We start from the raw sequence: 20,426 nt of genomic DNA, 5'->3' as shown, positions 1-20,426 counted from the left end.
GAACCCCGCTTCTTTTAAAGAATATCAGCTGCTAATTGTGCTAGCCCGGAGCGCTCTCCTTTGATTAACCGAACGTGGCCCGATACTTTTTGCTCTTTAAACTTTTCAACTACGTACGTTAATCCGTTGTTATACTCATCTAAATAAGGATGATCAATTTGAGCCGGATCTCCCATAAGGACAATTTTACTCTTTTCCCCTACCCTTGTTAAAATTGTTTTAATTTCATGCTTCGTTAAATTTTGCGCTTCATCAATAATAATGAACTGTTCCGGAATGCTTCGGCCTCTTATATACGTCAAGGCTTCCACTTCTATTGAACTGAGCCCCGCTAGAATCGCATCCAGTTCTCCAGGCTTTTTAGTGTTGAATAAGTACTCTAGGTTATCATAAATTGGTTGCATCCATGGACGAAGCTTCTCCTGCTTTTCTCCTGGCAAGAATCCAATATCTTTCCCTAAAGGAACAATAGGACGAGCTACAAGTAGCTTTTTAAAACATCCTAGATCTTCCGTCTGCATAAGTCCTGAAGCTAAAGCAAGCAGCGTTTTACCCGTACCTGCCTTTCCAATTAACGTGACCAGTTGAACGTCGTCTCTAAGAAGAAGTTCTAAAGCCATAATTTGCTGAACATTTCGAGGTTTGATTCCCCAGATATGATCATATTCAAATAAAAGCTTTTTTACTTTCGTTGTTGTCTGATCGACAATGCCGATGGCTGATCCGGATCCCCCAAATGCATCTTTCATCACTAAGAATTGATTTGCAAAAAAGGAGTAGTTCGCAATTTGAGACGTTAGCAGCTCTCCTTTTTCGTAAAATTGACTCAGCAGTTCTTTTGCAATATAGACTTCCGAAAAGCCTGTATAAATACTATTGAATTCCACTACTCTATCACTTAAAAAATCTTCTGCTCTTAAGCCGATTGCGTCAGCCTTCACACGTACCAACACATCTTTACTCACTAGTATCACTTCACGTCCATCTTCTTTTGTTTCCTCTTCAAGAGATAGATTTTTAGCAACCGCTAAAATTCGATTATCATTTGTTTTTTCCACAAAGATTTCTTGAAGCTGTTGAAAAGAGCGATGATTGAGTTCAATTCGCAAATGGCCCCCATTTTCTAAAGGGATTTTCTCATATAACTTTCCATGTTGTCTCAAGTTATCAATGAGTTTGGATACCTGCCTTGCATTTCGTCCGACTTCATCCATATTTCTTTTTTTCGAATCAACTTCTTCTAGCACAACGGCCGGAATCACTACTTCGTTATCATCAAATGAAAAAATTGAATGCGGATCTTGTAATAAAACATTCGTATCTAATACATAAATTTTTCCCAATAATTCAGCCTCCTACTCCGATTGTTTTTCCTGTAAGGAGTGAAACAAGGCACCCATCCATTTATATACTATGTAACGCACATGTGTGAAGTGACCTTAAATGGACGGACCATTTTCTTTAAATATATGAACACGTGTATAAAGATAGAAGAACTATTAGAAACTAAATACAAATTACTACAAAAAATGAGTCATTCATAAGGAGGAGTCTCCCACATGAACAAATTTTTTCTATCCATTAGCTTATGTTTTATTACACTAACCGGCTGTAACAATAACCAAGCAGACGTTGAAGAAGGACAAAAAACAGATCGAATTGTACAGGTCAAAAATTCATCTCCTGAACGCTCTCACAAGCGTACTGCTAATGAAATATCAGCTCATTTAGTTGAACTGGCTTCAAGCGTTCCGAATGTAAATGATGCTACTGCCATTGTGCTTGGTAAGTATGCAATCGTAGGCATTGACGTCGGCAAAGATATTGATCGTTCAGAGGTAAGTTCAATCAAATATACAGTTGCCGAAGGTCTGAAAGCTGATCCGTACGGCGCTAATTCTGTTGTTATTGCAGATCCTGATACGGTCGCTCGGCTAAAACAAATTGGAAATGAAATTCGCAAAGGTCGGCCGGTTACAGGATTTTTAGATGAGTTAGCAGCCATTGTAAACCGAGTGATGCCTGAATTTGCAGAAGAAATTCGCCGAAATCCTAGCTCAACAGATACAAACAATCAAAAATTAAATAATAAACAAGAGCAAAATTTAAAGAATGAGCAGGAAAAACAATCTAATAATCATCTTCAAAAAAATGAATAAGAAAGTCGCTTAGCGGCAGGCTGCTGCTAAGCTTTTTTTATCGCTTCAATTACTTGCTTATCGAGTTTAGCAGCTGCTACTGGATCATAGGTCTTTTCATATGAAGGGTTTACTGAAATCTTAGAACCATAGAACATGACATCTCTTACTTCATTAATATCTAGTTCAATTAGCGCCAGCTTTAAAGCTACTCCTTCTAACTTTTCTTGCGCTACCTTAGCTATTCCGCTGATTGAGTAGCATGATTCATTAGCAAGAATATTTACCACTGCTTTATTCGTATGTTTAATGTTTTCTACAATCCTCGATTTGACATCTACGGCAAATCGAATTTTTTGTTTAGTCGGAGCTACTAACCACGAAATGGCACTAACATTTGGACCGTTTGTTTCAAAATCAATAGTTGAAATGGTTGCAAATCTCTCTGTCTGTAGCTCATCGTATAATGCATCTACTAATTGAGTCTCGACTTCGTTGGCCATTTTCATCCCTCCTACTGTTTATGTACTTACTAGTTACTATCTTCGAGCTAACAAGCAAAATTACCTGCTTCTTTAGGAATGTTTTCCTATCGTTCCTTTTCTACTGAGAGATAGCACCGCAAAAAAACTTTATAAAACAAGAATTTTCGGCTAGAATGATGTATAGAGAAGTTGAGGTGATAGAAATGAGAGTACAATGTGTCATGTGCGATAAAATTGAAACAATTGAGGATGAAACGCTTGTGGCAAAACGACTGCGCAACCGTCCTATCCATACATATATGTGCAATGAATGTTCTGAACGGATTGAAAAACGAACAAAAGAACGCATAGCTACTGGTAACTTTAAACTATATGAGTCGAAAAAGACAGAGGAGGATTGGTAAGGTGCTCCGATTAGGAATAAGTATTGGCATGTTAAGCGGGATTATCCTTGGGTTATGTTTAAAATGGATAGAATGGCTAACCGGCAAACAAGTTTATACCCTTTTATTAAATGTTGATTTTATTCCTATCATTGGCCCTATTCAATGGCCTGAATGGGTAGAGTTTGTTTTTCATTTACTCATTGCCGTTGCAATTGGGATCGTTTTTGTTTACATAGTAGGTAAATTAAATAATATGTCTATTCGAAAAATCGTATTGTGTTCCTTTTTATTAACACTTCCAACCATTCCTTTGTATTTTCCGTTGACGCTGCTTGCGCTTAAGCCTACGCCTGCGGTGGATGACGCAGTAGCGATTTTTTATTGGACAGCTGGCCATTTAATTTTCGCAGCCGCTCTTGTCTTCGGCTATATCATACTAAAAAGACGCTTGTAGCTACAAGCGTCTTTTTATGTAGTCTTTTATGAACCCAACGTGGAGTTTTGCTTTTTAGCCTGATACAGCCGTATTTTATAAATAATTAATACAAGCGCTGCAACCACAAGCCCTTCAGCTACAGGTAAAAAAATGCCTAAAAACGTTAAGATCGTACATCCAAAAGCTAAAAATAGATAAATAACCACAGATTTTAAAAGCGGCAGCTTCTTTGCAAACCCGAGTTTGTACACGAGAACAGATAGCCCTAAAATGGTAAAGTATAACAGCCACATTCCTATTTTTGCATGTTCATCTACTTGATACAGAGCAGCAAAAAATGAAAGGTGTTCTTTTACATCCATACTTCTTCCCCCTATTCCTTACTTTACATTATTCGATATAAGCCACCTTTTTCCTTTCCAAATTCCTTATTTATAAAACGCTTTCAAAAATAGAAAATTCTGATATAATAGATAAAAAACAAGCCGCTAGCAGATAGAGCTAACGACTTACTTTTTTTATTATTTCGTGTCAGCGTACTTTTTCTTTTTCGCTGCTTTTTCACGTTCATTTTTATCAAGAATTTTTTTACGTAGACGAATAGATTCTGGTGTGATTTCACAATATTCATCTTCGTTTAAATATTCAAGTGATTGCTCTAAAGACATAATACGAGGTTTTTTCATACCTGTTGTTTGATCTTTATTAGCAGAACGCATATTCGTCATTTGCTTCATTTTACAGATGTTAACAACGATATCATTTTCACGAGTGTGTTCTCCTACGATCATACCTTCGTATACTTCTGTACCTGGCTCAACGAAAATTGTGCCGCGGTCTTCTACGCCTTGGATTCCATAAGTAGATGATTTACCGCTTTCCATAGAAACAAGCACACCTTGACGGCGACCTCCAACTTGACCTTGCTGCATTGGCTGGTAGCTATCAAATGAATGGTTAATGATACCGAATCCACGAGTTAACGATAAGAACTCAGTTGTATAACCGATTAAACCACGTGCAGGAACCATAAAGATCAGACGAACTTGACCGCTGCCGTTGTTAATCATATCAACCATTTCACCTTTACGAGCACCCATTGATTCCATAATAGAACCCGTATGTTCTTCAGGCACGTCGATTTGCACACGCTCAACTGGCTCACAGCGAACGCCATCAATTTCACGAACGATTACTTCAGGTTTTGATACTTGAATCTCATATCCTTCACGACGCATATTTTCAATTAAAATAGATAAATGAAGTTCTCCACGTCCTGAAACAACCCATACATCCGGTGAATCAGTATTTTCCACGCGTAAACTTACATCCGTCTCAAGTTCAGACATTAAGCGCTCTTCAATTTTACGAGATGTAACAAATTTACCTTCACGACCAGCAAACGGTGAATTGTTTACTAAGAACGTCATTTGTAAAGTAGGTTCATCAATACGTAAAATTGGCAGTGCATCTTGGTGGTCAAACGGACATACGGTTTCACCTACGTTGATGTCTTCCATTCCTGATACAGCGATCAGGTCTCCTGCTTTTGCTTCTTCGATTTCAACACGCTTTAAGCCTAGGAAACCGAATAATTTTGTTACACGGAATTGTTTTACCGTACCGTCAAGCTTCATTAATGCAACTTGCTGGCCTACTTTCATTGTTCCGCGGAATACGCGACCTACACCGATACGACCAAGATAGTCATTGTAGTCAAGCATTGCCACTTGGAATTGAAGTGGTTCGTCGCTGTTGTCTACTGGTGCTGGAATGTGCTCGATGATTGAGTCAAATAGAGATGACATGTTCTCATCTTGCTTTTCAGGGTTCGTGCTAGCCGTTCCGTTGATTGCTGAAGCATAAACAACAGGGAACTCAATTTGTTCCTCGCTTGCACCTAGTTCAATAAATAAGTCAATTACTTCATCAACTACTTCAGTTGGACGAGCAAAGTCACGGTCAATTTTGTTAACAACAACAATCGGCGTTAAGTTTTGCTCTAATGCTTTTTTCAATACAAAGCGAGTTTGAGGCATACATCCTTCATATGCATCTACTACAAGTAGAACACCGTCTACCATTTTCATAATACGCTCAACTTCTCCACCGAAGTCAGCATGTCCTGGCGTATCCATAATGTTGATACGCGTATCTTTATAATTAATAGCTGTGTTTTTCGCTAAAATTGTAATTCCACGCTCACGCTCAAGGTCATTTGAATCCATCGCACGTTCTTCAACATGCTCATTAGTACGGAATGTTCCGGACTGATGTAATAATTTATCTACTAACGTTGTTTTCCCATGGTCTACATGGGCAATAATGGCAATATTACGTAAATCTTTACGAATGTTCACGCATTTCACTCCTATGCTTGTAATAACTAAGCTATTATATCACACTAACTCTAGAATTGCAGAATGATTTTGTTGTACACTATAAATATCCGTTATAAATGGGAGGAATCAACATGAGAAACATTAAGTGGGTATTTGTTTTATATGCATTTATCGCAACTGCGGCAATTATGTCAATCGGCATATTTATCGGAGAAGGAAGCGCTCTCGGGGTCATTTTAGCTATCGCAGCTTTAATTGTTGTAATGGGCCTTGGCTTTACGACTAAGAAAAAAATGCGAGAAAAAGGGCAGCTGTAATTTTTTTGCGATGATTGAAAGCGTCATGGCCATTTGCAACATCAAAATGGTTCATGACGTTTTTTCATCACAAAATTCTTTGACTACACGTAAGTCTTCACTTCTATTTTATTTATTCCACTTTCCTTCAAGGTACGTACGAAAGATTTCGTCATGTAATGTTGGTTTGCTTACAAATACACTGCTTTTTTCAAGAATCTCTAACGGCTTTCCTTCTAAATCCGTCATAACTCCTCCAACTTCTTCAATCAATACTTTACCGGCAGCAAAGTCCCATGGAGCCAAGCGTAAAGTAATGTATCCATCCAAGCGTCCAGCCGCTACGTAAGCAAGCTCAATAGCTGCGGATCCATATGAACGGGTCCCTCTTACTTTACGCACAAGCGGACTTAATACGGAAGGATCAATACGGCGGTTCTCCGTCACCCATGTTGCATTTAGGCTAATAATAGCTTGTTCAACTGGTACAGGTTCAAGTTTCGGCAATTGGATGTTATTCATAAACGCGCCCTGTCCTTTTAAAGCATGATACAGCTCATTATGAATAACATCGTAAATATAACCTGCTTGTCCTACACCATCTTCAAATATACCGATGGAAATAGCAAAATTTCGCTGCTGATGAACAAAGTTCATCGTACCGTCGATTGGATCGATAATCCAAATCGTTCCTTCGTCTGATTCAAGCTCTTCTCCATATCCTTCTTCTCCGAGAATATGATGTTCCGGAAAGGTTTCATTGATTTTTGAGATAAAAAACTGTTCAATTTCTTTATCCATATTTGTTACTAAATCATTTGGATTAGATTTCGTTTGAATGAGAAGTTCTTTACTAAACGACTGTTGAATTTTTTGTCCAGCTTCTTTTAGCCACTCTTTAACGTATGTATCAATTTCTTTCCAGCGTTGCGTCATCTCAATTCCCCCTCAAAAATACGTCTCTTATTTAAGCTTAAAAAAACCTCTGCAAGATGTCAATTAACAGAGCACGTGGGAGAAGAACTGCCGCTTCTTCTCCCACGTGCTCTGTTACCACTTATGAATCTGCTCATTCAGTTTAATCCTTTTTTACAGTTTACCCTTATTTGTTCTATTTTATTCCCGTATCTGCTACTGAAGAGATATCATTTCTTCACGAAGTTTCTCGAGCTTTCGCTTACATTTTTGTTTTTGTTCCTCATTATTCTCCATCATGGCTTCATATAACGTTGCTAACTCGTAATCTAACTCCAAACGAATTACACCTAATCTTTTTTGTCCATCATTCTTCTTATACATATTCACCACTTGTTTCATGTTTCAAACACCCCTCTCAAATTATTGAACCCGCTTATAGAAAACTAAATTTTCAGATATTTTGATTGATATAGTCTATGTCGAAACCTAATCTCATGTAACTAAATTGTGTGATTACCTATAAAAAAATGATAGACACGTTTTGACAAGCATATGCGAATTAATTGGTGTTTATGCTTTTCATGTGGTAGAATCTTCGCGTAAATCATACTTACTTGCATAGATGCACAGCAGCTATACATATTCACTAAAAAACGGAGGTTTCACATGGCATTCTCAGGATTTTCACAAGATGACTTTAACGTATTCCGTATCGAGGGACTTGATGCACGTATGGAAGCCATCAAGACAACGATACGCCCAAAATTCGAACAATTGAGCAATCATTTTGCTCCTACTCTTTCTTCACTTTGTGGAGATGAAATGTTCGTACACATTGCCAAACATGCACGAAGAACAGTTAACCCGCCAGCAGATACGTGGGTAGCCTTTGCTAACAGTAAACGCGGGTATAAAAAGCTCCCTCATTTTCAAATTGGCCTTTGGGAAACACATGTCTTTGTGTGGTTCGCCGTCATTTACGAATCACCTATTAAAGAACAATTTGGAAAGCTGCTAAAACAAAACATTGAGGAGATTCGTCAAAATATCCCAGCCTCGTTTGTTTGGTCGAAAGATCATACAAAACCTGATAGTGACAAAATGGGCGACTTATCTTCTGAAGACTTAGAGAGTTTGTTTGAACGTCTAGAGACGGTTAAAAAAGCTGAGATCCTATGCGGCATTACAATTCCAAAAGAAGAAGCGATTGCAATGAACGGCGAAGAATGGATAGCTCGTATTGAACAAACATTTCATACGGTAACTCCATTATATGAACTAACTAAAAAAGCATATGCATAATTTTAACGAATTGATATAAAAAAAATGGAGCCAAGCTTGGCTCCATTTTTTACATTTTTATGATGTCTCCAGAAGAAGCAGCCTTTGCTTTTTGAATCGTTCGATAAGAAGAATATTTGCTTTGATCTTCAAAATCGTTACAGATTGTTTTTTCTTCTGCTTTACTTGGCACAATTTCTTTAAATCGGCGATAGACTGCCATTAGGTGATCACGCTCAATACCTTTTTCATAAGCTCGTTCAATGCTTTCAAAAAACTTCACTACATCAATAATTTCTTCTGTACTCCAATCAAGGGAGATAGGGTATTGATATTCCACTTCTCATCACTCCATTTATTTCTTCAATCTATGTATATCTATATTCTTAACTCTATCACAATCTATAATGTACACAAAATTTATTCTCTTTTCACACAAAAGAATTTCTCCTTTTTTTTCTTTTTATTTTCTCTTTAAAATATCTTTGCAAATGGGTTAATAAGTGCTATAATTCTTTTGTTTTATGGGGATTTTCAAAACATAAAGAACTATAAAATAATAAGTAATAAACAGTTTACAATTACTTGTATTTTTTTAACTAAAAATTGTATTTATATTATCAAACAGTAGTAAACATACACGTTTCATTCATTTATATAATGGTTAAAATCAAGAAAACTGCCGAGTAGAATTTCTGTTGAATTTCTTTTATAGAAAAAAGATCTGATATTTTAATATGTAGAATTCAACAGCCACTAGTTTTTGGTATATAAAATTGAATGCTGTAATTTGATAAAAAACAATCAAAGTCCCTCTAAGCTTTGCTTAGAGGGACTGACAATTTATGATAAAAGAGGTGTATAGCAAAGTTGTCTTCTCAATTTTCAACTCCATTATTTACTGGATTGGTTAATCACGCTAAGAAAAACCCAACACAATTCCATATCCCTGGACATAAAAAAGGAAATGGAATGGATCCTGAATTCCGCTCATTTATTGGCGATGATGCTTTATCCATTGATTTAATTAATATCGGTCCTCTTGATGACCTTCACCAGCCAAAAGGCATTATCAAACAAGCGCAGGATTTAGCTGCAGAAGCATTTGGTGCTGACCATACTTTTTTCTCTGTTCAAGGAACGAGCGGAGCAATTATGGCAATGGTCATGGCGACATGTGGTCCTGGAGATAAAATTATCGTTCCTAGAAACGTGCATAAATCTGTTATGAGTGCGATTGTTTTTTCAGGAGCTACGCCTATTTTTATTCACCCTGAAATTGACGAAAATCTTGGCATTTCTCACGGTATTACATCGGACTCTGTAGAAAAAGCCTTAAAGCAGCACCCTGAAGCAAAAGCAGTGCTTGTTATCAATCCAACTTATTTTGGAATTTCTGGAGACCTTCGTAAAATCGTAGAAATTGCCCACTCGTATCAAGTGCCTGTACTTGTTGATGAAGCTCACGGCGTTCATATTCACTTCCATGATGATTTGCCTCTGTCTGCTATGCAGGCCGGTGCAGATATGGCAGCAACAAGCGTGCATAAATTAGGGGGCTCTATGACGCAAAGTTCAATTCTAAACATACGCGAAGGCTTAATTTCTCCAAAACGTGTACAGTCTATTTTAAGCATGCTCACAACAACATCAACATCTTATCTGCTGCTGGCTTCTTTAGATGTTGCACGAAAACGTTTAGCTACAGAAGGAAAAGAGCTGGCTGAACGTGCAATTTCTCTTGCTGAAAAAGCACGAAAAGAAATTAATACAATTGAGCATATCCGATGTATAGGCAGAGAAATTTTAGGGACAAAAGCTACGTATGATTTAGACCCTACTAAATTAATTATTTCTGTTTCAGATTTAGGAATTACGGGCTATGACGTAGAAAAATGGATGCGTGAAGCTCATAATATCGAAGTTGAAATGTCTGACCTTTATAATATTCTATGTATTATCACGCCTGGAGATACAGAAGAAGATCTGTTACGTCTGGTCACAGCTCTGCGTGAATTATCTGCAAAATTCCATAATCTTTCTGAAACAACGGCAAAACCGGCTATTTTATTGCCTGATATTCCTGTATTGGCTTTAACACCTCGCGATGCTTTTTACGCTGAAACAGAAGTGGTACCTTTTCATGAGTCGGCAGGTCGTATTATTGCGGAATTTGTGATGGTCTATCCTCCTGGTATTCCTATTTTTATTCCTGGGGAAATCATCACTGAGGAAAATTTAACCTACATTGAAACAAACTTAGAGGCAGGTTTACCAGTGCAGGGTCCGGAAGATTTTGAATTAAAAACATTTCGTGTCATTAAAGAACATAAAGCAATTCAATAAAAAAAAGGTGCGAATTTCCGCACCTTTTTTTATTGAATTAATCTAAATCTTCATCTGCTTTTTGACATTCTCCGCTTTTACATGTTGAGTATAATCGCGTCACTTTCTCATCTTCGAAATGATCAATTGTGCAGTTACATGTTTGACATACGATTGTTCCCATTTTGTAAACTCCCCTTTAACCGTCTTTTTTTGTAAGCGTTTTACAACTCTTGATATTATATTATTATGTCACATTAAATATGTCAACAACTAATTAGTATGTCACATTAAAAATATTTTTCTCATAAATGTTATATTTGTTTTCAAAAAGCTGAACGCTTAGCATCATCTCTATTTATATGAAAAAACAATGTCTAATTTCACATCTATTTCAGCACTTTAAAATAATTACGAAAAATAAGAATTTGAGCTCTTGCCGTTTTTTCTTACTAATAGGGTAGACATTTCATACAAACTTTACTAGAATGTATAACCATGTGGTTTCATGTATAGCTAAAAAGGTTATATGAGAAAACATGTTATGTAAAATAGAATAGGAAAGAAGTGATAATCGATGAAAAAACTGACTCCTGTTTTTATCATTTCGGTTATTATTGCTGCAGTATTTATCGTATGGGGTGTTATTCCGGAATCTGTGCTAGGAAGCGCAGCGCTTACACCTGTCATATCGGCAATACATAGTTTTATCATCGAGAAATTTGGCTGGTATTACTTATTAGCAGCTACATTATTCTTAGTTTTTACGCTGTACTTAATTTTTTCAAAGTACGGAAATATTAAACTAGGTAAACCTGACGAAAAGCCTCAGTATGGTTATGTCTCATGGTTTGCCATGTTATTTAGTGCTGGTATGGGGATTTGACTTGTATTCTGGGGTGTTTCAGAACCAATCAATCATTTTCATACTCCACCTTGTGGTGAAGGCGGTACAGCAGAATCAGCTCGCGCAGCTCTACGTTATTCGTTTTCCCACTGGGGTTTACATCCTTGGGCTATTTATTCCGTTCTTGCACTGGCCCTTGCATATTTTCAATTTAGAAAAGGTTACCCGTTCATAATCAGTAATATTTTACGTCCACTATTAGGAAAACGTGTTGATGGACCTCTTGGAACGATCATAAACGTCATCGCCGTATTTGCAACTGTTTTTGGGGTGGCAACATCTCTAGGACTGGGCGCTATTCAAATTACCGGTGGAGCCTCTTACTTGTCGCCAAGTATTGATAATAATTTCACGACTCAATTAATTGTTATTATTATCGTGACGTTCTTGTTCATGCTGTCAGCACAGACGGGTTTGAACAAAGGTATTAAGAGTATTTGAGTAACATTAATATTGTTTTAGCTATTCTGTTAATGCTATTCTTGTTATTTGCAGGTCCAACCAACTTTATTATGGACTTATTCGTTACAACAATTGGCAGCTACATTCAAAACTTGCCGTCGATGAGTTTTCGATTGAGCCCGTTTGATAACAGTACCTGGGTTCAAGATTGGACAATTTTCTACTGGGCATGGTGGATCGCTTGGGCACCGTTTGTTGGTACGTTCATTGCTCGTATTTCACGAGGTAGAACCATTCGAGAATTTTTAATTGGTGTACTAGCTGTTCCGACCGTATTTGGTGGATTATGGTTTTCCGTATTAGGAGGTTCTGGGGTTTACTTAGACTTTTTCAAGGATCTTCCTGTTATGGATGTTATCAACAATAAAGGAACAGAAGTTGCTTTATTCTATGTACTTGAACAGTTTCCATTTGGTACGTTCATGTCCATTGTCGCTATTTGCTTAATTGCTACATTCTTCATTACATCAGCTGACTCAGCTACATTTGTTTTAGGAATGCAGACAACAAATGGTGATCTAAATCCTTCAGGCTCTATTAAGCTTACGTGGGGCTTAATTCAATCGTTAACAGCAATCATTCTGCTTTGGACAGGTGGTTTGGATGCGCTCCAAACAGCTGCGATTATAGCAGCACTTCCATTCTCAATTGTGCTGGTGCTAACGGTCTTCTCTTTAATGAAAGCATTTAAAGAAGAAGGCGCATTGAAAAGAGAAAAGAAATCTGTGTAAGACAAAAAAGCGTTAGCTTATATAAGCTAACGCTTTTTTTATGCAATCTTACGCCGTGCAAAATAAAATTAGTTGATAACATGTCAAGCAGACAGCTGAAGTTGTACCCGTCATCATAAGCGCCAGTCTTTTAGATTTGACGTTCATTTCTGCTATGCCGTAAGCTAAATAAGCAAATACTAAAAATAAAATAATTTTAGATGTCAACTGATCACGTTTTGATAGCAATTCAACCAGTGAATAACCCATCCAAATAACAATGTGTAAGCTCCAAACGAAATACGTCTTCATAGCCCCTTCGCCGCCTTTTCATTCGTTATCCAAAAGAGCAATTTTTTATCTACCTATAAGGAAAGCACGTCCCACTTCATATGTATGCATCTAGAGCTCATTTAAGACTGCCTCAGCGCTTTTTACACGTTTCCTCTAAAAGAGTATACTCATCAGCAACAAAAGCTGTATGACAAGCATCTGATACTTTAGGAAAACCGTTTTCTTCAAAAAAAAAAGCCGATGCATACGCATCAGCTTTTTAAAAACATTATTTTACAATGTGAATTGGGCTTCCAATAGCTACTTCAGCAGCTTCCATTGTGATTTCACCTAATGTTGGGTGAGCGTGAATTGTCAATGCGATATCTTCAGCTGTTACGCCAGCTTCGATAGCAAGACCAAGCTCAGCAATCATGTCAGATGCGCTAGGTCCAGCGATTTGAGCACCAACAACTACTCCGTCTTCTTTACGAGTGATAAGCTTTAAGAAGCCTTCTGCAGCGTTAAGTGCAAGCGCACGTCCGTTAGCAGCAAATGGGAATTTAGAAGCTTTAACAGCTAATCCTTCTTCTTTCGCTTGTGCTTCAGTATAACCTACAGATGCAAGCTCAGGCTCAGAGAATACAACTGCTGGAATTCCTAAGTAGTCAATTTCAGCAGGTTCGCCAGCGATTACTTCAGCTGCGATTTTACCTTCGTAAGAAGCTTTGTGTGCAAGTGGAGGTCCAGTTACGATATCACCAATTGCAAAGATGTTGCTTACAGATGTACGAGTTTGGTTATCGATTTCGATAAGACCACGGTCAGTCATTTTAACGCCAACTTGCTCAAGACCAAGCTCATCAGTGTTAGGACGACGACCTACAGTAACTAATACGTAGTCAGCATCGATTACTTTTGACTCTCCGCCTACTTCAAACGTAACTTGTACGCCGTTAGCAGTTTCTTCAACACCTTTAGCCATTGCTTTTGTATAGATTTCAACGTTTCCTTTTTTCTTAAGGTTACGTTTAACAAGTGAACTCATTTGTTTTTCAAAACCAGCTAAGATTTCATCAGCAGCTTCTACAAATGTAACTTCTGTACCGAAGTTAGCAAAAGCAGTACCAAGCTCAGTACCGATGTAACCTCCGCCGATTACAACTAATTTTTTAGGAACTTCTTTAAGCGCTAATGCACCTGTAGAGTTGATTACACGCTCAGAGAATTTGAATCCAGGGATCTCGATTGGGCGAGAACCAGTTGCAAGGATAGCATTTTTGAATTTGTACGTTTGTGCAGAATTTTCATCCATTACACGTACAGTTTCGCTGTCAACGAAGTAAGCTTCACCTTTTACGATGTCAACTTTGTTACCTTTAAGAAGGCCTTCAACACCGCCAGTAAGTTTATTTACAACGCCGTTTTTGAATTCTTGAACTTTAGAGAAATCAACTGTTACATTCTCAGCGATAATCCCCATGTCTTCAGAATGTTTAGCGTGTTCAAAACGGTGACCTGCAGCGATTAATGCTTTTGAAGGAATACAACCAACGTTTAAGCATACGCCTCCAAGGTTACCTTTTTCTACGATTGTAACTTTTTGACCTAATTGAGCTGCACGAATTGCTGCAACGTAGCCACCAGGGCCAGCACCAATGACAAGAGTATCAGTTTCGATTGGGAAATCTCCTACTACCATTTATTACGCCTCCATTAATAATAATTCTGGATCATTTAATAAACGCTTGATTTGGTTAAGAGCGTTTTGAGCTGTTGCGCCATCGATAATACGGTGGTCAAAGCTTAGTGATAATGCTAATACTGGAGCAATTACAATTTCACCGTCGCGTACAACTGGTTTTTCAGCGATACGTCCGATACCTAGAATTGCAACTTCTGGGTGGTTGATAACAGGAGTAAACCATTGTCCACCAGCAGAACCGATATTTGTGATTGTACAAGAAGCGCCTTTCATTTCAGCAGGAGCTAATTTACCATCACGTGCTTTTCCAGCAAGGTCGTTAATTTGATCAGAAATTTCGAACACAGATTTACGGTCAGCATTTTTCACAACTGGTACTAAAAGACCTTTTTCAGTGTCAGCAGCGATACCGATGTTGTAGTAATGTTTTTGAATTACTTCATCTGTAGAGTCATCGATTGAAGTGTTAAGAGCTGGGAACTTCTTAAGTGCTGAAGTTAACGCTTTTACCACGTAAGGTAAGAATGTTAATTTAATACCTTGATCTGCTGCAACTGTTTTGAATTTTTTACGATGAGCAACAAGAGCTGTTACATCGATTTCATCCATTAATGTTACGTGTGGAGCAGTGTGTTTAGAGTTAACCATAGCTTTTGCGATTGCACGACGGATACCGCTCATTTTCTCGCGAGTTTCTGGTAAGTCGCCTTCAGGAATAGCTTGTGCTGCTGCTTTTGGTTCAGCTGAAGCAGTTTCCTCTTTAGCTGGAGCTTCAGCAGTTGCTGTAGCTGTAGAACCACCAGATAGGAAGCTATCGATGTCATCTTTAACAATACGTCCGTTTTTACCTGAACCAGGAACAGCTTTAATGTCTACACCTTTTTCACGAGCATATTTGCGCACTGAAGGCATAGCAATTACTTTACGGTTAGGATCAACATCAGCTTGTGCTGCAGGAGCTGTTGCTTCTTCAGTCACTTCTTCAGTTGAAGCTTCTTCTTTAGCTTCTTCTGCTGGTGCATCATCATGATCGTCACCTTTGAATTTTAAGTCTTCGTATCCAGGAGCATCAAAAGTAACGATAACTTGTCCTACAGTAGCTACTGTACCTTCGTCAACTTTTACTTCTAATACTTTACCTTTTACAGGAGATGGGATTTCAACAACAGCTTTGTCATTTTGTACTTCTGCTAGTACATCATCCTCATCAATTTCATCTCCAGCTTTTACGAACCATTTTACAATTTCACCTTCGTGGATACCTTCACCGATATCCGGCAGTTTAAATTCAAATGCCACGTGTCTTCACCCTCCTAGTTAGTTGCGTTCAATTTGTTAGTGTTTATTTTATCTAAGACAGAAATCAGCACAAAGCTGATTTCTATCACAGTAAAATGCTAATTAAAATTCAAGTACTTTCTTAGCTGTTTCAACGATATCTTTGTGGTCTGGTAACCATACGCCCTCAGCTTGAGAGAATGGGAACACAGTATCCGGTGCTGTTACACGTAATACTGGTGCTTCTAAGCTTAAGATTGCACGATCGTTAATTTCAGCTACAACGTTAGCTGCGATACCAGCTTGTTTTTGAGCTTCTTGAACTACTACTACGCGACCAGTTTTTTCAACTGATGCAAGAATTGTATCGATATCTAAAGGTTGAACTGTACGTAAGTCCACTACTTCAGCAGAGATACCTTCTTTTTCTAGTTCTTCAGCTGCTTTTAATGATGAGTGTACCATTGCACCGTAAGCGATAAGCGTTACGTCTGTACCTTCACGTTTCACATCAGCTGTACCTAAATCAATTGTGTATGATTCTTCAGGTACTTCTTGACGGAATGAACGGTAAAGCTTCATGTGCTCTAAGTATACAACCGGATCGTTATCACGAATTGATGAAATTAAAAGACCTTTTGCATCGTATGGAGTTGAAGGAATTACAACTTTTAAACCAGGTTGAGATGCTACGATACCTTCTAAGCTATCAGCGTGAAGTTCTGGTGTATGAACGCCTCCACCAAATGGTGAACGGAATGTGATTGGTGCATTCCAGCGACCGCCAGAACGGTAGCGCATACGTGCAGCTTGACCTGATACAGAATCAAGTACTTCGTATACGAAACCAAAGAATTGAATTTCAGGAACCGGACGGAAACCTTGAGTCGATAGACCCACAGCAAGACCACCGATACCAGATTCAGCTAATGGCGTATCGAATACGCGATCTTCGCCGAATTCTTGTTGAAGACCTTCAGTCGCACGGAATACTCCACCGTTTACGCCAACGTCTTCACCAAAAACTAATACGTTTTCGTCGTTTTTCATTTCTGTGCGTAACGCATCAGTAATCGCTTGAATCATTGTCATTTGCGCCATGGCTTACTTCGACTCCTTCTCTTTGTAGATTTCATATTGCTCTTGTAAGTTTGAAGGCATAGTTTCGTACATGATTTCCATTAAATCTGTAACTTTTTGTTTTGGATAATCGTCAGCCTTCTTAATAGCTTGTTTGATATCTTCTTTAGCTTGCTCGATTACTTTGTTTTCCTCTTCTTCATTCCAGATGCCTTTAGCTTCTAAGAATTTACGGAAGCGAACAAGTGGATCTTTCTTTTCCCACTCAGTGTCAAGCTCAGCTGTACGATAACGAGTTGGATCGTCACCAGCCATTGTATGTGGACCATAACGGTAAGTTAATGTTTCAATTAAAGTTGGACCTTCACCGTTTACTGCACGCTCACGAGCTTCGCTTACTGCAACGTATACTGCTAGTGCATCCATACCGTCTACTTGAACGCCTGGGATACCAACAGCCGCTGCTTTTTGAGCGATTGTACGTGCTGCAGATTGCTTTTCAACTGGTGTTGAAATTGCAAAGCGGTTGTTTTGTACAACAAAGATTGCTGGAGCTTTGAATGCACCTGCGAAGTTCATACCTTCGTAGAAGTCACCTTGTGAAGCTCCGCCGTCACCTGTATAAGTGATCGCTACTGCTTTTTTACCGCGCTTTTTAAGACCTAGTGCCACACCAGCAGTTTGCACGATTTGTGCACCGATGATGATTTGTGGAGAAAGTACATCTACACCTTCTGGCGCTTGGTTACCGTGGAAATGACCACGAGAGAATAAGAACGCTTGATATAGTGGAAGACCATGCCAAATTAACTGAGGCACATCACGGTACCCAGGTAAAATGAAGTCTTCTTTTTCTAATGCGAAATGTGAAGCGATTTGAGAAGCTTCTTGCCCAGCAGTTGGTGCATAGAAACCTAAACGACCTTGACGGTTCAATGAAATTGAACGTTGATCAAGAATACGAGTGTATACCATGCGAGTCATTAACTCTTTTAATTTTTCGTCAGATAAATCTGGCAACGCTGATTTATTTACTACTTCGCCCTCTTCATTAAGAATTTGGAACGTTTGGTACTGCTCAGCGATTTTATCAAGTTGCTTTGATACATCAATAATAGCCTTTTTAGTTTTAGCAGCCATCTAAGTCACCTCTTCCTTTCATTTAAGCCGTATAAATTCATTTTACTAATCAAACAAACATACACGCTTTTAGAATGTCCCAAATGGACAAGTAAAAGTCATATTTTGTCGAGTAGCTTTTTGAATTCGCTAATCCTTAACATTTCTATGTATTCCCCAGCGAATTCTGTGCAAACATTTACGTAAAAGGAAAGTTTAAGCGAAACGAACGTTTCGTTAAACTGTATTAATTATTTTGCAAAAATGATTAATACAACACTTACTACGCTACCTAGTTTACAATACACTAAAACAGTTCGTCAATGCATTTACATCAAGAAATTACGCTTTTTTAGTTTGTGAAATAAAACACATAAAAAAGACATGCTGTACTATTACACAGATACAAACTGTATTATATGTTTTATAATAACCTTCTCTTTTTTTACGTCTGCACATCTCCTATCTTGCCACAAATAAACGATTTTTTAAAACAATAACCTTTTGTAATTTTTACTTGAATCATGTCGAAACTCTTTCTTTATTTCAGAAAACCTTCCTTTTCAGCCAAAAAAAAGACCTGTAAACTTCACAGGCCTTCTTATTTATCCTCGCTATTTTTCACCTTTAACTTCGTTTTGTTATAAAAATCCTCTTTGGCTTTGTTATAGTCAGCTGTTAATGTGTTAAACGTTTCTTTTTTCTTTTCAACTTCTTTATAAGTAGCATTGATCGAAGCGATTTGTGTTTCAAGATTCTCTAATTTCACATTGTCTTTTTCAAAGAGCGTATATAGCTGACGATCTAATTCAATGGAATGAAGATAGGCATCATGTAAGGACTGGTAGGCATTATAACGCTTCTTCATTAACGAAGATAGTTCAAGCGCCTCTTCTTTTGCTTTGCCATCCTCTAGTTTTTGGATCTTTGGCTCTGTCGCTTCAAATTGTTTTTGCGAAGCGCTGATGCTTTTTTCTTCTTTTTGTAATTTACTTTCACGCTCATCTAATAACTGCTGCGCTTTTTGTGCTTTATTTTTTATTTTCTTTTTATCTTTAATCCCTAGCTCAACAATTTGGTCGTATATCGCATTTTCTTGCTGTTCTAAATCAGCTAACGGTTTTTGCTGATCAGCAAATTGTTTTTCTTGTGCTACCACTTTTTCTAATCCATTATATACCTCAAGTTCAGGCGATGAGCCTTCTGCGCAGCCTGCTAGTGACATAGCAGCAATGCCGATAATTATATATCTTCCGACGCATTTCATATCAAGTAAATCCTCCCTTATTCATGGGTCATTATACAATTTTTGTAGGAAATTAGCAATTTCTCTACACCCTTTTTCCACCTTTTAATATATTATACTAACCCAATCGTGAAAAAAAGGGAGTTTATGACTTTTTACCTTGGGATTGATAACTACGGGAGGTTATATTATGTTGGGTTACGGTGGATATGGCTACGGCGGTTCTAATAAAGGGTTTGTTTTATTAATCGTACTGTTCATTTTATTAGTTATTATTGGCTGCAGCTGTGGCGGCTGGTAATTATACAATAAAAGCGGCTAACGGTCGCTTTTATTTTTTCTTATGCATGTTTTTCCATATGCGTGATACATATAATTAGTAGAAACATTTATGTGTTCAAGGTGGAGGTAATGACTTTTTTATACGGATTTGGTACACTTTATACCTATAAAATAGCCTAGGGAGATGTGAAAGTTGATTACAATGAACGATATTATTCAAGACGGACACCCAACGCTGCGAGAAGTAGCAAAAGAAGTACCGTTACCTGCTTCTGAAGAAGACAAAAAGATTTTACATAGCTTATTAGAATATGTAAAAAACAGCCAAGATCCTGAAATTGCTGCTAAATATGGACTGCGATCTGGTATCGGGCTTGCCGCTCCTCAAATTAATGTATCAAAACGAATGATTGGGGTACACGTTACGGATGAAAAAGGCAAGCTATACAGCTATGCATTATTTAACCCTAAGATCATTAGCCACTCAGTTGAAAAGACATACCTTACAGGCGGTGAAGGCTGCTTGTCTGTCGATCAAGATATCCCAGGATTTGTTCCTCGATATGCACGTATCACAGTAAAAGGCACAACGCTGGAAGGCGAAGAAGTGAAAATTCGTTTGAAAGGTCTTCCTGCTGTTGTATTTCAGCACGAAATTGATCATTTAGACGGCATTATGTTTTATGATTACATTAATAAAGAAAATCCATTTCAAGAACCTGAAAATGCTTTTCCATATGAACGCTAAAAAACGCGA

Annotated in this window: 22 protein-coding genes and 1 pseudogene; 9 read left to right on the top strand and 14 right to left on the bottom strand. The window is 37.9% G+C overall.

Features of this window, described 5'->3' with window-relative positions; all coding sequences use genetic code 11:
* Positions 1-14: 14 nt before the first annotated feature.
* Entirely contained in the window at positions 15-1,343 is a 1,329-nt protein-coding gene (locus tag MKY06_RS06875; protein WP_098278385.1) for a PhoH family protein, read from the bottom strand.
* A 216-nt stretch (positions 1,344-1,559) separates the two neighbouring features.
* Here MKY06_RS06875 and MKY06_RS06870 point away from each other — a divergent pair, with 216 nt between their 5' ends.
* A complete protein-coding gene (locus MKY06_RS06870; protein ID WP_013056071.1) occupies positions 1,560-2,159 on the top strand; it encodes a YhcN/YlaJ family sporulation lipoprotein in 600 nt (199 codons plus the stop codon).
* A gap of 26 nt (positions 2,160-2,185) precedes the next feature.
* Here MKY06_RS06870 and MKY06_RS06865 read toward each other — a convergent pair whose 3' ends face one another.
* Positions 2,186-2,641, bottom strand: coding sequence for a pyridoxamine 5'-phosphate oxidase family protein (locus tag MKY06_RS06865; RefSeq protein ID WP_098278384.1), 456 nt, complete (start codon positions 2,639-2,641; stop codon positions 2,186-2,188).
* A 185-nt stretch (positions 2,642-2,826) separates the two neighbouring features.
* On the opposite strand from MKY06_RS06865, the gene MKY06_RS06860 reads away from it, so the two are divergent.
* Positions 2,827-3,027: a YlaI family protein gene (locus MKY06_RS06860; protein ID WP_013056069.1), complete on the top strand. Its 201-nt coding sequence runs from the start codon at positions 2,827-2,829 to the stop codon at positions 3,025-3,027.
* 1 nt (position 3,028) lies between these two features.
* Positions 3,029-3,463, top strand: coding sequence for a hypothetical protein (locus MKY06_RS06855; protein ID WP_013056068.1), 435 nt, complete (start codon positions 3,029-3,031; stop codon positions 3,461-3,463).
* 26 nt (positions 3,464-3,489) lie between these two features.
* Here the strand turns inward: MKY06_RS06855 and MKY06_RS06850 are convergent, their stop codons facing one another.
* On the bottom strand, positions 3,490-3,807 hold the full coding sequence (locus MKY06_RS06850; protein WP_013056067.1) for a YlaH-like family protein: 318 nt from the start codon (positions 3,805-3,807) through the stop codon (positions 3,490-3,492).
* Between the two features lie 159 nt (positions 3,808-3,966).
* Complete coding sequence (gene typA, locus MKY06_RS06845; protein ID WP_013056066.1) at positions 3,967-5,805, bottom strand: translational GTPase TypA; 1,839 nt, start codon at positions 5,803-5,805, stop codon at positions 3,967-3,969.
* A 113-nt stretch (positions 5,806-5,918) separates the two neighbouring features.
* Here typA and MKY06_RS06840 point away from each other — a divergent pair, with 113 nt between their 5' ends.
* Entirely contained in the window at positions 5,919-6,104 is a 186-nt protein-coding gene (locus MKY06_RS06840; protein ID WP_016763441.1) for a YlaF family protein, read from the top strand.
* 108 nt (positions 6,105-6,212) lie between these two features.
* Here the strand turns inward: MKY06_RS06840 and MKY06_RS06835 are convergent, their stop codons facing one another.
* Both MKY06_RS06835 and MKY06_RS06830 read right to left on the bottom strand, forming a co-directional pair.
* Positions 6,213-7,019 carry an inositol monophosphatase family protein gene (locus MKY06_RS06835; protein ID WP_013056064.1) on the bottom strand — a complete coding sequence of 269 codons (807 nt, stop codon included), beginning with the start codon at positions 7,017-7,019 and terminating at the stop codon, positions 6,213-6,215.
* Between the two features lie 195 nt (positions 7,020-7,214).
* Positions 7,215-7,400 (bottom strand): hypothetical protein, encoded by a 186-nt coding sequence (locus MKY06_RS06830; protein WP_013056063.1) that lies wholly within the window; start codon positions 7,398-7,400, stop codon positions 7,215-7,217.
* A 267-nt stretch (positions 7,401-7,667) separates the two neighbouring features.
* Between MKY06_RS06830 and MKY06_RS06825 the strand changes: the two genes are divergently transcribed.
* The gene (locus MKY06_RS06825; RefSeq protein WP_013056062.1) at positions 7,668-8,303 is read left to right on the top strand and encodes a YktB family protein; all 636 of its coding nucleotides are present in this window, start codon (positions 7,668-7,670) and stop codon (positions 8,301-8,303) included.
* 49 nt (positions 8,304-8,352) lie between these two features.
* On the opposite strand, the gene MKY06_RS06820 is transcribed toward MKY06_RS06825, so the two are convergent.
* On the bottom strand, positions 8,353-8,622 hold the full coding sequence (locus MKY06_RS06820; RefSeq protein WP_013056061.1) for a UPF0223 family protein: 270 nt from the start codon (positions 8,620-8,622) through the stop codon (positions 8,353-8,355).
* A gap of 530 nt (positions 8,623-9,152) precedes the next feature.
* On the opposite strand from MKY06_RS06820, the gene MKY06_RS06815 reads away from it, so the two are divergent.
* Positions 9,153-10,628 carry an aminotransferase class I/II-fold pyridoxal phosphate-dependent enzyme gene (locus tag MKY06_RS06815; RefSeq protein WP_013056060.1) on the top strand — a complete coding sequence of 492 codons (1,476 nt, stop codon included), beginning with the start codon at positions 9,153-9,155 and terminating at the stop codon, positions 10,626-10,628.
* Positions 10,629-10,665: 37 nt separating this feature from the next.
* Here the strand turns inward: MKY06_RS06815 and MKY06_RS06810 are convergent, their stop codons facing one another.
* Complete coding sequence (locus MKY06_RS06810; RefSeq protein WP_013056059.1) at positions 10,666-10,791, bottom strand: GapA-binding peptide SR1P; 126 nt, start codon at positions 10,789-10,791, stop codon at positions 10,666-10,668.
* A gap of 393 nt (positions 10,792-11,184) precedes the next feature.
* Here MKY06_RS06810 and MKY06_RS06805 point away from each other — a divergent pair.
* A pseudogene (locus MKY06_RS06805) lies at positions 11,185-12,707 on the top strand (glycine betaine uptake BCCT transporter).
* A gap of 48 nt (positions 12,708-12,755) precedes the next feature.
* On the opposite strand, the gene MKY06_RS06800 reads toward MKY06_RS06805, so the two are convergent.
* The 6 genes from MKY06_RS06800 to MKY06_RS06775 all read right to left on the bottom strand — a co-directional run bounded on the left by MKY06_RS06800 (position 12,756) and on the right by MKY06_RS06775 (position 19,408).
* Positions 12,756-12,998, bottom strand: a complete 243-nt coding sequence (locus tag MKY06_RS06800) for a hypothetical protein (protein WP_016763437.1) — start codon at positions 12,996-12,998, stop codon at positions 12,756-12,758.
* Between the two features lie 250 nt (positions 12,999-13,248).
* Positions 13,249-14,661: a dihydrolipoyl dehydrogenase gene (gene lpdA, locus MKY06_RS06795; protein ID WP_013056057.1), complete on the bottom strand. Its 1,413-nt coding sequence runs from the start codon at positions 14,659-14,661 to the stop codon at positions 13,249-13,251.
* A 3-nt stretch (positions 14,662-14,664) separates the two neighbouring features.
* On the bottom strand, positions 14,665-15,963 hold the full coding sequence (locus tag MKY06_RS06790) for a dihydrolipoamide acetyltransferase family protein (RefSeq protein WP_013056056.1): 1,299 nt from the start codon (positions 15,961-15,963) through the stop codon (positions 14,665-14,667).
* A 102-nt stretch (positions 15,964-16,065) separates the two neighbouring features.
* Positions 16,066-17,043 carry an alpha-ketoacid dehydrogenase subunit beta gene (locus MKY06_RS06785; RefSeq protein ID WP_013056055.1) on the bottom strand — a complete coding sequence of 326 codons (978 nt, stop codon included), beginning with the start codon at positions 17,041-17,043 and terminating at the stop codon, positions 16,066-16,068.
* A 3-nt stretch (positions 17,044-17,046) separates the two neighbouring features.
* Positions 17,047-18,162, bottom strand: a complete 1,116-nt coding sequence (gene pdhA, locus MKY06_RS06780) for a pyruvate dehydrogenase (acetyl-transferring) E1 component subunit alpha (RefSeq protein ID WP_013056054.1) — start codon at positions 18,160-18,162, stop codon at positions 17,047-17,049.
* A gap of 580 nt (positions 18,163-18,742) precedes the next feature.
* Positions 18,743-19,408: a YkyA family protein gene (locus MKY06_RS06775; protein WP_289912512.1), complete on the bottom strand. Its 666-nt coding sequence runs from the start codon at positions 19,406-19,408 to the stop codon at positions 18,743-18,745.
* 169 nt (positions 19,409-19,577) lie between these two features.
* On the opposite strand from MKY06_RS06775, the gene MKY06_RS06770 reads away from it, so the two are divergent.
* Entirely contained in the window at positions 19,578-19,688 is a 111-nt protein-coding gene (locus tag MKY06_RS06770) for a YjcZ family sporulation protein (protein WP_078081608.1), read from the top strand.
* A gap of 174 nt (positions 19,689-19,862) precedes the next feature.
* Positions 19,863-20,417 carry a peptide deformylase gene (gene def / locus MKY06_RS06765; RefSeq protein ID WP_013056051.1) on the top strand — a complete coding sequence of 185 codons (555 nt, stop codon included), beginning with the start codon at positions 19,863-19,865 and terminating at the stop codon, positions 20,415-20,417.
* Positions 20,418-20,426 lie beyond the last annotated feature (9 nt).

This window comes from Priestia sp. FSL P4-0332, assembly GCF_038005845.1.
Lineage (GTDB): Bacteria > Bacillota > Bacilli > Bacillales > Bacillaceae_H > Priestia.
The sequence above is the reverse complement of the archived record's forward strand: the minus strand, read 5'-3'. Positions and strand labels throughout refer to the sequence as shown.

What these genes read in the sequence shown, in the direction of transcription:
- MKY06_RS06825 (WP_013056062.1), top strand. Translation starts at nt 7,668, where the DNA reads ATGGCATTCTCAGGATTTTCACAAGATGACTTTAACGTATTCCGTATC.
- MKY06_RS06830 (WP_013056063.1), bottom strand. Translation starts at nt 7,400, where the DNA reads ATGAAACAAGTGGTGAATATGTATAAGAAGAATGATGGACAAAAAAGA.
- MKY06_RS06865 (WP_098278384.1), bottom strand. Translation starts at nt 2,641, where the DNA reads ATGGCCAACGAAGTCGAGACTCAATTAGTAGATGCATTATACGATGAG.
- MKY06_RS06775 (WP_289912512.1), bottom strand. Translation starts at nt 19,408, where the DNA reads ATGAAATGCGTCGGAAGATATATAATTATCGGCATTGCTGCTATGTCA.
- MKY06_RS06800 (WP_016763437.1), bottom strand. Translation starts at nt 12,998, where the DNA reads ATGAAGACGTATTTCGTTTGGAGCTTACACATTGTTATTTGGATGGGT.
- MKY06_RS06835 (WP_013056064.1), bottom strand. Translation starts at nt 7,019, where the DNA reads ATGACGCAACGCTGGAAAGAAATTGATACATACGTTAAAGAGTGGCTA.
- MKY06_RS06860 (WP_013056069.1), top strand. Translation starts at nt 2,827, where the DNA reads ATGAGAGTACAATGTGTCATGTGCGATAAAATTGAAACAATTGAGGAT.
- lpdA (WP_013056057.1), bottom strand. Translation starts at nt 14,661, where the DNA reads ATGGTAGTAGGAGATTTCCCAATCGAAACTGATACTCTTGTCATTGGT.
- MKY06_RS06785 (WP_013056055.1), bottom strand. Translation starts at nt 17,043, where the DNA reads ATGGCGCAAATGACAATGATTCAAGCGATTACTGATGCGTTACGCACA.
- pdhA (WP_013056054.1), bottom strand. Translation starts at nt 18,162, where the DNA reads ATGGCTGCTAAAACTAAAAAGGCTATTATTGATGTATCAAAGCAACTT.
- MKY06_RS06810 (WP_013056059.1), bottom strand. Translation starts at nt 10,791, where the DNA reads ATGGGAACAATCGTATGTCAAACATGTAACTGCACAATTGATCATTTC.
- MKY06_RS06840 (WP_016763441.1), top strand. Translation starts at nt 5,919, where the DNA reads ATGAGAAACATTAAGTGGGTATTTGTTTTATATGCATTTATCGCAACT.
- MKY06_RS06870 (WP_013056071.1), top strand. Translation starts at nt 1,560, where the DNA reads ATGAACAAATTTTTTCTATCCATTAGCTTATGTTTTATTACACTAACC.
- MKY06_RS06770 (WP_078081608.1), top strand. Translation starts at nt 19,578, where the DNA reads ATGTTGGGTTACGGTGGATATGGCTACGGCGGTTCTAATAAAGGGTTT.
- MKY06_RS06850 (WP_013056067.1), bottom strand. Translation starts at nt 3,807, where the DNA reads ATGGATGTAAAAGAACACCTTTCATTTTTTGCTGCTCTGTATCAAGTA.